The sequence below is a fragment of the Acidithiobacillus sp. genome (assembly GCF_027322205.1).
In the GTDB taxonomy this organism is placed as follows: domain Bacteria; phylum Pseudomonadota; class Gammaproteobacteria; order Acidithiobacillales; family Acidithiobacillaceae; genus Acidithiobacillus.
The window spans coordinates 1-10,994 of record NZ_DAHVHY010000012.1 but is presented as its reverse complement, the minus strand read 5'-3'; the positions used below and the strand labels follow the sequence as shown (position 1 = coordinate 10,994).

Sequence of the window (10,994 nt, the reverse complement as noted above, 5' to 3'; positions counted from 1 at the left end):
CGTCTTTAAGGTCAGCAGTTGATTTTTTATTTCCGTTTCCTGAATCTGCGCGCTATAGGCTTCTGCTTTATCCGTAATTCCAGAATGAAAGGCGGATTCAGCCAGTACCGTCGTATGCTCGGCGGCTACAATCATCTGCCGTTGTGCCCGGAGTTTTTTGCGTATCTGCCGCCAAGTGGCCAAACGACCGGCAGTCTCGCGCACTGCGTCGAGGATGGTGGCGCGATAATGGTCTTCCGTGGCTATATATAATGCGTTTTGCTCCTTCAATTTGGCGCGTAATGTCCCCCCTTCGAAAATAGGCAGGGATATGACCGGGCCGATGGCATGTGCGAGATTACCGGGGCTGAACAAATCTCCCAGATGAATGCTGTTCCATCCCACAAACAAGGCGATATTCACATCGGGATAAAAAGCCGCATGTGCCGCGCCCACCTGTTGCGCCGCGACTTCTGTTTCCCAGCGCGCAGCGACTATGTCCGGACGGTGGGCAATGAGGCGTAGAGGCAAATTCCGGGGTATGGTGATTGTGGATAGCGTGGGCAACGGCTCTACCGGAATATTTCGCCCCCAATCGGGTCCGTGTCCGGCCAGTGCCGCCAATATATAGCGCTGTTGAGCAATGGCTGCCTGTATTTCGGCTGCTGACTGACGTACCCTGGCGCGCACCTCTTCCTGAAGATAAACGGTGCGGGCATTGCTCAGGCCGTCATGCCAGCGCTGTTGTTCCAGGTGGAGTAAGGATCTGTGCAGGGCTTCCGCGTGTGCCACCTGCCGGAGACGTTGTACATCACCGGCCAGCAAAAAGTAGTGCCATGCCAGCCGGGTGGAAAGCAATAATTTTGCCTCGGCGTAATCTGCCTGATGGATGCGTACCTCCCCTAGGGCTGCACGAAAGTGATCGTTGTCACGTCCCCACAAATCCAGGTGATAGCGCATTTCCAGAGGATTGAGGGCACCATAGGTGATGGTTTTGCCGTTCAACGGGGCGTGCAAGCCTTGCCGGGAAAAGTGCTCCTGAGTCACCGCCGCCCCTGCGGAAAAGTGTGGGAGGAGGGTGGCATGCTGTTTTTTTGCCGCCGCTTTGGCTTCCAGAATGCGCGCGCTGGCGGCCTGTAGCGATGGATTGTTGCGCAGCGCCTCGCTGATTAAATTATTCAGGGCCGGTAGCTGTGCCGTTTCCCACCAGTTTGACGCGGGCCAGGCACCCGGGGTCACCCCGGCGTGACCGTCAAACTGGGCCAGTATCCCTCTGATTTGGGTATCATGCGCCATTTTGTCGCCGGGGAGATGCTGCGGCAGGCGCGCGCAGGCGCCGAGCAGCAACAGCGATAGGATAAGGGCGATGCTACGTTTCATCAGGGCTCCGCCAGTTCTTCCAGTGCCCGGCGCACCCGGACATCCGGCTCGGCGAAAACCACCCGTTTGGCCAACAATAACAGACTGGCCACGATCAGAAATCCCCACGCGGCGATGTAAAATATTTCATTAAAAGTCAGCAGTGCGGCATGGTACTCTATGTGGTTGACCAACGTCGCATGCCCCAGTGATGTGCTGATCCCATGCTTTTCCGTCGCATTATCCTCGGTGAGAAAATGCTCGTGGAAAATAAGGCGTCTGCCCCATAAGGTGGCCATAATAGGAATACCCATGGCCTGTCCACACACCCGCAACAGATTTAGAAAAGCGGTGCCGCGCATTTCAGCGGCGCCGCGCAATCCGGAAAGTGCGATGGCAATCAATGGCGGGAATAAACCGCCTAAAAAAATACCCACAAGTATTTGTGGCCAGAGCAATTCATCAAACGAAGCGGTCCGATCGTAGGAAGAAACCCAGAAACTGCCTGCCGAAAACCCCAGCAAGGCAATCATCCCGAGTATACGGGCGTCGATGTGATTCAAAAAACGCTGGGTGAGCGTGGCACCGAATTTTGAGAAAATAGCCATGGGCAATAATAAGAGGCCGGCCATCCAGGCCGAATATCCCATGGTTAACTGGAACTCTATAATATAGATAGCCATAGTGCCCTGAAAAAAGAGCGTAGTGAAAAACAGCCCGATCGCTCCGATCAGGAAATTACGGCGTCGCAGAAAGCGCAGTTCCAGCAAGGGATGGGTGCTGTGCCATTCCCAGAGCGCGAAGAAAATAAGCGCGGCAGTGCCGATAATCGTCAGAAAAATTATGGTGTTGGAACGCCACCAACTGATGATTTCTCCGGAATTGAGCGCGGACTCCAGCGCTGCCAAGGCAATCAGCAGGAAAATCAGACCCGGCCAGTCTAATGGTGGATGGCGGTGTTCCGCTTCGCGCCCGACCAGAAGTATCGCACTGATCAAGGCTACCGCAATGGCAATGGGAATGTTGAGGTAAAAAAGCCAACGCCAACCCAGGGTGTCGGTGATCCAGCCCCCGATGGTCGGCCCTAAGGTGAACGGTGTAATGGCGGCGATGCCCCACAGGCTGAGGCCAATATTGCGCCGTTGTGGAGTGTAGTGACGCAGAATGACACCAAGAGAAATGGGAATAGTCAGTCCACCCGCATAGCCCTGGACGACGCGCGCGGCCAAAAACCAGTTGTAATTGGGGGTCTGGGCGCATACGGCGGAAGCCAGGGCAAAGGCGAGGAAGGCGCCGAGCAGACTGAGCATCTCCCCCCAGCGGTTCAGAAACCACGTCGCGGTGGGAAAGGCCAGCGCCATAGCCAGGAAAAAATTCGCCTGGGTCCAGTCTGCATAAGCGGGGTTGACGCCCAGACTCCCGGCAACGTGGGGAATCATGGGCAGATAGGCCCCGGTGTTAAAAAGTACGAGAAAATGCCCGAGCCCGATCACTAGGTTGAAGAGCGTGAGCATGGACGCGCTAAGTGCTGGTATGGGGGCGGCGATACGGAGGAAATACGTCACGGGCGATTGCGTTTGCTATTTTTCTGAAGATGCCGCGATAATGCGGCTCGTAAATATATAGGTCAAATTGGAAATATACAGATAATTTATAGGGAATAGCGATAAGTGGATACGGAGCTTTTACTGACTTTTCTGATGGTAGCCCGGTCCGGAGGCATCAGCGCGGCGGCTAAGATGTTGCACCGCAGCCAGCCGACAGTAACGGAACGTTTACAGAAACTCACCCAGCAGGTGGGAGAGCCGCTCACTATGCGCAGCGGCCGTGGTATTCGCCTCACGCCAGCCGGGGAGGCATTGCTCTCCACCGCGCAGCGGATGCGCGATGTGGTCGACGAATTTGACGACATCGTGTTGCGCCGACAGCGCCTGCAAAACGGTGTGCTGCGCATCGCCGCGACCAATACGGTGGCCAATTATTTTCTGCCGCAACGTCTGGTGGCCTTTCAGCGCCAGTTCCCCGATGTGGAGCTCCAACTGCGCGGTGGCATCATCGACTGGTCGGACATCTCGTTGTCCGACTGGGATTTGTTCTTTCTGGAAGGCGGGCTGGATCTGGAAGGGTTGCCTTCCTACTATACGGTAATGCCATGGTTACACGATGAAATCATGACGATTTTCCCGGAGGGCCACCCGCTGCTGGTGCAAGACGACCTCACCCTGGAAAGCCTCATGTCCTACCCCATGATCTGGAGGGAACGCGCCTCGGGCATTCGCCGCTCTGTGGAGCGGGTATTTCATGATGCACACTTAACGCCCAAACAATCCATCGAAGTGACCGGTGTCGAGGCGGTGGGCGCCGCCGTAGACGCCGGACTGGGTATCGGTTTTGTGACTGCTGCAGCTTTGCGCTACCGAAAAGACTGGCATGTCAATGTACGCCGCTTGCCGTCACCGCACGGCATTCAATGGACGCTGTATATGGCCAGACCGCAGCCTATCTATCAGTCCCATACCATCCGGGCATTTCTGCAATTTCTGGATGTGGATGCAGTGCATACTTCAGACACCGTAGCCGCATCGTCGCGTTAAGCATCTTGCACTTCTGCCGACGCTGTTACGGGGATCATGGACTCCGCCGCGTCAATCACCCCACGCTCGGCCTCCAGTACATCTCCCTTGGCACGTTCCCGCTCCACCAGGCTGATGATCCGGGCCACCTGCGCGGGTTTTGCCGCAAGGTACTCAGCTATCGCCTTGATGTCTTCCTTCATCTGCGCCTGTATGGAGTTGATGCCCTCCCGACGATTGATGATGTCTTCTATGGCCTCGCGGGCCTTGTGATCTAGTTCCAAAGTAACTCCCTGATTTGCGGTGTGTGATCGGCCCTAAAGCCATTTTTGTCCGACGCAGTTTATCACGGACGCACCATAAAAGGCTCCGTGGCGGATTGGTCTTGTGCGGTGTGCTGGAGAGTGGCCGTTTGTTGAGTCTGCTGAAGTATCACAGACCCCATAGAGGACGTCGGGCCGGGCTGATAACCTTTGTCCTGATGTCCCAGCCAGAGACCAACCAGCGCGCCAAAGATCAGAATGCCCGCCGTCTTGGGCCAGAGCTGTGATGCAGAATGATGGGGTGCCATGTAATGCCTCCTTCAGGATGTGCTGTATATATATACAGTACATCCTGAAGGAGCTTATGACAAGTGCGATGGTTGTCGTTGTTACCGTGGGGCTGGTGGTGCAGTTTTGGGATCTGTGCGGCCGAAGACTACCCCCGGCTTCTGCAGGATTTCATACCAGGGTACTTTGCCTTCTGCGGCTTCCTTGAAGTCTTTGGCGTAGGGGCTGTTGGGACTATAAGCGATGCACATGGCGGTACTGGCGACCGGGTAGGCCTCCTTGACCAGACCGGCCTTGATCAGCACCTCGATGGGGCCGGGGGTGATGGAGACAAAAACGTCGGTGCGCAGTTTGTGGGCGGCGATGAGGTGGGCGAGGCCGTAAGCGCCTTGGCCCTCTCCCTGATATTGCACGTTATGGGCTTTGGCGAAGGCCGGCCCGAGATGCAGGTCCATGACCGCACCCATGGAGCCTGCATAAGCGACATGCAGGTCTTTGGCCATGGCCTGGGGCGATAAACCCAGCAGGCTGGCGGCGACGATCAGTGCAAGGGAACTTTGATAGTGACGGTGTTTCACGGACCCTACTCCTGCGGTTTGCGAAATATTCGATGGAATATACCGGTAAATATTTTTCGCTGTCAACATACTTTTCAAGCTTGTTATGCCCTGGTATGCCATGAATTTGGCATCTTTTTTGCTGCACCTTTCACACGGCCCTATAACCCACTTATTTGTTCGCTTTCTGACAATAATGTGTACTTATTGACATCTAAGGAGAGGTTTTTTGAAACTGCGGATACGGCGGGCGCATGTCGAGGCGATGGTGCAGGAGTTCCCACATCTGGCGAGCTTAATGCGATAGGGAGAAATGAATATGCGTACAATCATTACCCTGGCAGGCCAGGATGTGGGATTGGTGAGCGAAAACGATATGGCCCTCGCCATACAGGCGGCTGAGGAGGTCTTCGCACAGCATGGGGCTGACCCTATGGCTTGCGAAGTGGCCAATCAAAAGCAGTATAGTGATGCGGAAATTACCAGGGATGAAGCGTTATTGTGCGCCATCTGGGAAGAAGCCAATTATGCAGCCTGACACAACGCCACTATTGGCGAGATGAGTCGGGATATTGGTCATGTTTGGTAAAGCCTGTAATCTTAACGAACTGCGACCTGGACCTGCGTCGTAATCAGCGTGATTTACGCTCGGCGGGCGAAAAATGGCTCAAGTGCCCCTCTTTCGCCGCCTGCGCACGACCACGCGCCATCACCCAGCACTGTGGCCAGGTGCGGCCATCCGTGAAAGCTGCTTTTCCAGGTGTTGGTTGCCACATTGCGGGCAGTTTGGGATGGGTTGAGCTCATGACCAGTAATTCAAAGTCGGCGTCGCAATCGCAGCAATGGCAATCGAAGATAGGCATCTTTGTTCCTTTGTCAGGTTATGGCCAAAATGGCATCTGTTGTCCAATTGGGCAATAATGATGCCTGCTCAGATGGCGGTGTTACAGAAGCCAGTCGCCCGATTCCTTGATATGTTTCCGGCATTACGGTCTGCCTTCTCCGACGGTCGTCCCATCGTTAATGGGGTTCAACGGAGCCCTTGGAATGTGGCGGTGATATTCCTGTGTGGTCGCGTTTCTCTGTGCTTGTTCCTGTTGTAGTTGCTGCAATTTGATAGCGGTTATTTGAGCGCGAGCTGCGTCATTGGCTTGGAGTCCTGCGTAGATCTTTTTCTGGCCAGAAGAGAAAGCAGATATGCGAGCGGCTGCCTGACTATTGGCCGTAGTAGGAGCACCGCCGATGACCTTCGCGCCTTGGCATGGGGTATTCTGAAACGAGTTGCCACATTGATAAATAGTTGCGTTGGCGGTAGTAAATTCGCCAAGTAGTATTGCACCTAAAATCCATCGTTTCATAAAACCTCCGTAAATCTATGACAGGCTATTGATTACATTATTTACTGCCAAAAAATACGATCCATGTTTCCATTGATGGCATATCTACAAGACCCATCATTGCCACGCGCTGTCTTTTCTTTGCACCAATCAAGCTCTTTTTTAGTTTTTGTTGGATGATTTTTATACCATGTCACCGAATTGCCTCCGTATGGCCCCTGTCCGGAGAAAATAAAAGGTAGAGCAATTGAGAAGATGCATATCAGTAGTATCACCAATGTAATCCATCGGTTCACAATCCCTCCCATAAGTTTACATTTTTTGATAAAAATAAGATCCCATGTAAGAGCTTGCAAGCGTATAGCAGGCCACACGCTATTAGACCCAGATAGCCTTAATTAAAACTCAAAAAAGCGCAACTTCCTCTGAGCAGCAACTTCGACAAACGCTATGGCTGCGTTACCGTCAAAGGTGTCAAAACGGCAGTAAAATAGCTTGAATCCTGATTTCCAGATTATTCTTTGTTCTGAGCGCCGGTTTTTAGAGCGCCCTGTACGGTATCCCAAACCACATCGAGATGGATGTCGAAGTAACCATGGGCGATGCGATTGTGCATGCCGCGCCAAGGTATTTTTGAGTGGTCCTCCGCAAACTCGGGGTATATGTTCATCGCTTTAGTTGCGGCATTGCGACGAAGTTCAAACGCGAGCGATGGGCGCATAGTATCTCTCCGAACCTCAACATAGCCAGTTGGCAGTATATGGTATTTTCATCGTTTTCACATCTGCTGGCCCCTCCAATGATCCATGCGCAATCCGCTAGGCCAATCAGCCTCGATGGCAGCTTCCGCTGCCCTGCCGACGGCAGTATTGGCAGTATTGACTGAGTACGCCCACTATTCATAGGAGGAACAGATGCAGTCTGTCAATATGCTACAAGCCAAATCCTCTCTATCTCGCTTGGTAGAGGCCATCGAGCAAGGAGCGGAGCGCGAGATTGTGATTGCCAGGAATGGCCGTCCTGCAGCTAAGCTCGTGCCAGTGAATATGTATCCACCCGGGAAACGGATTGGTGTGGCCAAAGGCTTGTTCGATGTGCCCGACAATATAGATGCGCATAACGATGACGTGGCCCGTTTGTTCATGGGTGAGGGGAAGGCTTGAACTTGCTGCTGGATACACAGGTTGCTCTGTGGGCCATAATGGACAATCCGAAATTGTCCCAGAAGGCGCGTGACCTGATTCAGTCGCCCAAGACAAGCGTTTGGGTCAGCGTGGCAAACGTCTGGGAAATTGCGATCAAGCATGCATTAGGGCGAGGAGATATGCCCGTATCAAGCCAAGACGCATTGCGGTATTTCCAGGAGTCGGACTATCGACTTCTTCCGGTGGAGGCAGAGCACGTAGTTGCAGTGGAAGAGTTGCCCATGCACCACCAAGACCAGTTTGACCGTATTCTTGTGGCACAAGCACTCGTGGAACCGATGCGGCTAATGACCCACGACTCGCTGGTGGCGCTTTATAGCGATACCATTATTAAGGTTTGAGCAGAGATATGGACATAGAAATTGTATCACACTGATTGCGGTCATTGGATCGTTCAGAGGTTTGTTCAGCAGCATTCTGGCACCGATCGGGTAACGGGTAGCTTGGCCGACTGAATTGCACTATGATTTTCTCATCACAGCACGTCGGTGGAAGGTAGGCCATGGCGCCAGAACGGCACCTCCCTCAAAAACAAAAAAGATGGGCTTCATCTTTCCGTAATCCTTTAAACCACCCATGCTTGGTCGGAGGTGCTAGACTGGGTACACAGTAAACACACGATATAGGCGAGATTGATACCAGAAACTTCATGTTGAATACGAGATGGCAGAGGATGGCCGCTGGATAGCAGAGATACCAGAAATGCTTGGTGTCATGTGCTATGGAGCATCGCGCAACGATGCGGCGGCCAAGGTTGAAGTTCTTGCGCTCAGGGCCATTGCTGATCCCCCGGACGAAGGGGAAATGCCCGCCTCCCCAATTACCATCGAGCCAATGGCCGTCTTTGAAGGCACGGCTTGTGTTGGCCGCACTCATTCGGATTGGTTGGCGCGTCAAACGACAGAGCGGTTCACACCGAACCCTCAGCCGCCCAGATTGTCCAGATGTCGTGCTCGCGTTTCACGATGAGGCTTGCCAAGCAGACAGGGCTATCCCCGGAGGACTTTCGATAACCTTCACTATTTTGTCTGTAAATAGCGGCCAACCAGCAGACTGCGAACCAAGCAAAATCAGGACACCCGCCCAGCAGGGATCAGTAGCCACCAGACGAAATGACGTATTACGTTTTGTATAGAAAATTCAGCCTATGGTTTGGGTCCGGCGCGATACGTTCGTTGATAAATTCTTCACGACGCCGCATATTCATGAATGGTAAACACGGAGGAATGTACCATGCCTATTTCCACTGGAAGAATCGTTGTGCTTACTTTGGGTATTTTGGCTCTATCAGGCTGTGCCGTTAGCCCTTACGGCGGATATGGAAATCAGGGGTACAACCAGCAGCAGCCCCCACCACCCGGCCAAGGGCCTGGTCAGTACAACAATGGCTACGGTAATCCACCAGGCGGACCTGGCGGCCCACCCCCCGGAGGTCCGGGCGCGCCTTAACGGCCAAAACAAAAACGAGCCGCTCATTATGGGTGGCTCGTTGCCTGAAACGCTTATGCGCCCTGCCGCTATGGAGAAAACAGGGAAATCCTGGGAAATGATGTGCATCAATGACCGATAACTCGCAAGATGCGCCGCTCAGTTGCCGCTTACGTTCCGGCGGACTCGGATGCTCTGAAAGTGGCGGTAGATCACTTGTCCGGGGCCGCCGCCCGGTTTGCGGTGGACGTGGCGGATTTCCGTCCAGTCCACCTCCCCGCTGATGGCGCGGGATTGACTCTGTTGCAGGGCAATGCGTGCCACTGCGGTCAGCACCGCTTCGGGCACGACGGTTTGACTATTTTCCCGGCACAGCACTACGTGGCTGCCCCCCAAGTCCTGGATGTGAAACCACAGGTCCCAGGGCTTGGCGGTGCGGAAGGTCAGGCGATCATTTTCCTTCGCATTTTTCCCCCAGAGGAGCGTAAAGCCTCCTATCACCGTGCGGTTGAAGCCGGTGTTGTTCGGCGTGCCCTTCTTCGCGGATCTTACGGGTGCCGGGCCTGTGGGTGTGGATGATCCTGTCGCTGACTCGATCTGCCCATCCTCCGTGGCCGTCGTAAGATGTTGCAGCAGATGTTCCACCTCTTGCAGGCGGGTGGCGATTTCGCGTTGCGCGCGCTGACTGCGTTGTGCCTGCTGCATGTACCACTGCGCCTGCCGGTGCAGCGACTTACCCTGTGTCACGGTAATAGTGAGTGTTGCACCTGCGGCGCTGGTGTGGTCCGGGGCACTGAGCTGCGTGGCGGACGGCATCGCGTCGGGCAGGGCAAAAAGGGCGAAGGCTTGGGTGCGATAGACCTCCGGGTCCTCCCAGCGCGTTATATCCTGGCGCATTTTTTGGATGCGGCGGTGCAGGCGTTGCCGTTGCTGAGTGCGGGCGCGTTCCTGGGCGGAAGGTTGTGGATGCGCTGTGGGTTGCACAAAGTGCAGTGCTTCCTGCGCTGGAATCTCCTGCATCGGTCCCAAGTCGAATATGGGTAGGGGATAGACGACAGGGTTATCCGCATCCACCGCTTGCCGCCACCAGGACGCGCAGGGATCTGACCGCAGCGACCAGGCCTCCTGCATGGCCTCCTGATCCGCCGTGTGCTGCGGGCGATAACGGGGCGCTACGCGGCGCAGCCAGGCGGTGGTCGGTAAAGGCTGAGCAAAGGGCCGACTGTCTTCCGGAGGCGCATAAATAATGCCGGGCAGAAAGCGCGGCGCGGCTTTGCCGTCGAGACTGTCCCAACGCCAGGCCCAACGGATATGCTGCGCCTCATCCAGCAGGGCGATATTGCCGCGTCCGCCAAAGCACTCGGCAATCAGGCTGATCTGGTCCACCCGCTTGCTGATATGGACGCGGCGGCAATCGATACGCACGATGCGATCTGCCCAGGGCACGCGGATGCGCTGAATGCGAAAACCCGCCAAACGCTGGTTGATCGGGCTGCTCCAGGTGGTCAGGGCGCCCGGCTTATGGAATGCCGGGTCCTGCCAGAGCCCCAGAGGGGCACGCTGCACGATCAGCGCAATATGCGCCTTGGCGGTGTGCAGATAAATCCCGCCCGGCGCGTCGCTGATGCCCTGGATGGCCTGCTGCGCGAGCTGGCGGTCCAGACACTGGGCGGCGGCGGCGAGTTGTAAGGTGTCCATTTGTCGAAGCTAAGCCGCGCGCACTGGCAACGTGCTCATGCCTCTTTGCGTGCCTCGATCACGACCGCCTTATCCGTCACCGCGCCCAAGCTGTGCAGTACTCCCATCAGTGTCGCCAACGCCGTCGGCGGCTTTTGCAGGCTGGCGTCCAATACACATTCCGCATGCTCCGGTGCCTCGTAGGGGTCATCCACGCCGGTAAAGCCGGTGATCTCGCCGCGCATGGCCTTGGCATAAAGGCCTTTGGGATCGCGCTCGGCACAGACCTCCAGCGGGGTGGCCACATGGACTTCGATAAATAGACCGC

Annotated in this window: 14 protein-coding genes and 1 pseudogene; 5 read left to right on the top strand and 10 right to left on the bottom strand. The window is 55.2% G+C overall.

Translation table 11 applies throughout. The annotated features are described in order from the left end of the window. Together M7F93_RS03515 and M7F93_RS03510 are read right to left on the bottom strand one after the other, a co-directional pair. Positions 1-1,275, bottom strand: a pseudogene (locus M7F93_RS03515) (efflux transporter outer membrane subunit); the annotation flags it as partial. Between the two features lie 83 nt (positions 1,276-1,358). Continuing rightward, positions 1,359-2,903 (bottom strand): DHA2 family efflux MFS transporter permease subunit, encoded by a 1,545-nt coding sequence (locus M7F93_RS03510; protein ID WP_298169171.1) that lies wholly within the window; start codon positions 2,901-2,903, stop codon positions 1,359-1,361. A 105-nt stretch (positions 2,904-3,008) separates the two neighbouring features. On the opposite strand from M7F93_RS03510, the gene M7F93_RS03505 reads away from it, so the two are divergent. Then, positions 3,009-3,932, top strand: coding sequence for a LysR family transcriptional regulator (locus M7F93_RS03505; protein ID WP_298169168.1), 924 nt, complete (start codon positions 3,009-3,011; stop codon positions 3,930-3,932). Here the strand turns inward: M7F93_RS03505 and M7F93_RS03500 are convergent. The 3 genes from M7F93_RS03500 to M7F93_RS03490 all read right to left on the bottom strand — a co-directional run bounded on the left by M7F93_RS03500 (position 3,929) and on the right by M7F93_RS03490 (position 5,040). Further along, the gene (locus M7F93_RS03500; RefSeq protein ID WP_298169165.1) at positions 3,929-4,195 is read right to left on the bottom strand and encodes a hypothetical protein; all 267 of its coding nucleotides are present in this window, start codon (positions 4,193-4,195) and stop codon (positions 3,929-3,931) included. The genes M7F93_RS03505 and M7F93_RS03500 overlap by 4 nt on opposite strands. A gap of 62 nt (positions 4,196-4,257) precedes the next feature. Beyond that, entirely contained in the window at positions 4,258-4,482 is a 225-nt protein-coding gene (locus M7F93_RS03495; protein ID WP_298169160.1) for a hypothetical protein, read from the bottom strand. An 81-nt stretch (positions 4,483-4,563) separates the two neighbouring features. After that, positions 4,564-5,040 (bottom strand): substrate-binding domain-containing protein, encoded by a 477-nt coding sequence (locus M7F93_RS03490; protein ID WP_298169157.1) that lies wholly within the window; start codon positions 5,038-5,040, stop codon positions 4,564-4,566. A 298-nt stretch (positions 5,041-5,338) separates the two neighbouring features. On the opposite strand from M7F93_RS03490, the gene M7F93_RS03485 reads away from it, so the two are divergent. After that, positions 5,339-5,557, top strand: coding sequence for a hypothetical protein (locus tag M7F93_RS03485; protein WP_298169154.1), 219 nt, complete (start codon positions 5,339-5,341; stop codon positions 5,555-5,557). Positions 5,558-5,651: 94 nt separating this feature from the next. On the opposite strand, the gene M7F93_RS03480 is transcribed toward M7F93_RS03485, so the two are convergent. From M7F93_RS03480 to M7F93_RS03470, 3 genes are all read right to left on the bottom strand, one after another. Beyond that, positions 5,652-5,882: a zinc ribbon domain-containing protein gene (locus tag M7F93_RS03480; protein WP_298169151.1), complete on the bottom strand. Its 231-nt coding sequence runs from the start codon at positions 5,880-5,882 to the stop codon at positions 5,652-5,654. Positions 5,883-6,005: 123 nt separating this feature from the next. Then, positions 6,006-6,377 (bottom strand): hypothetical protein, encoded by a 372-nt coding sequence (locus M7F93_RS03475; RefSeq protein WP_298169148.1) that lies wholly within the window; start codon positions 6,375-6,377, stop codon positions 6,006-6,008. Between the two features lie 493 nt (positions 6,378-6,870). Beyond that, positions 6,871-7,077 carry a HepT-like ribonuclease domain-containing protein gene (locus M7F93_RS03470; RefSeq protein WP_366144674.1) on the bottom strand — a complete coding sequence of 69 codons (207 nt, stop codon included), beginning with the start codon at positions 7,075-7,077 and terminating at the stop codon, positions 6,871-6,873. A gap of 193 nt (positions 7,078-7,270) precedes the next feature. Between M7F93_RS03470 and M7F93_RS03465 the strand changes: the two genes are divergently transcribed. The 3 genes from M7F93_RS03465 to M7F93_RS11905 all read left to right on the top strand — a co-directional run bounded on the left by M7F93_RS03465 (position 7,271) and on the right by M7F93_RS11905 (position 8,696). Continuing rightward, on the top strand, positions 7,271-7,519 hold the full coding sequence (locus M7F93_RS03465; protein WP_298169145.1) for a type II toxin-antitoxin system Phd/YefM family antitoxin: 249 nt from the start codon (positions 7,271-7,273) through the stop codon (positions 7,517-7,519). Then, positions 7,516-7,902 (top strand): type II toxin-antitoxin system VapC family toxin, encoded by a 387-nt coding sequence (locus tag M7F93_RS03460; RefSeq protein WP_298169142.1) that lies wholly within the window; start codon positions 7,516-7,518, stop codon positions 7,900-7,902. Before M7F93_RS03465 ends, M7F93_RS03460 begins: the two co-directional genes overlap by 4 nt. Positions 7,903-8,282: 380 nt before the next feature. Then, on the top strand, positions 8,283-8,696 hold the full coding sequence (locus tag M7F93_RS11905; RefSeq protein ID WP_366144673.1) for a type II toxin-antitoxin system HicA family toxin: 414 nt from the start codon (positions 8,283-8,285) through the stop codon (positions 8,694-8,696). A gap of 452 nt (positions 8,697-9,148) precedes the next feature. On the opposite strand, the gene M7F93_RS03455 is transcribed toward M7F93_RS11905, so the two are convergent. Then, entirely contained in the window at positions 9,149-10,687 is a 1,539-nt protein-coding gene (locus tag M7F93_RS03455; protein WP_298169139.1) for an NFACT RNA binding domain-containing protein, read from the bottom strand. A 35-nt stretch (positions 10,688-10,722) separates the two neighbouring features. Further along, positions 10,723-10,994 (bottom strand): adenylyl-sulfate kinase (locus tag M7F93_RS03450; RefSeq protein WP_298169136.1); only part of this gene is annotated, 272 nt, incomplete at its 5' end.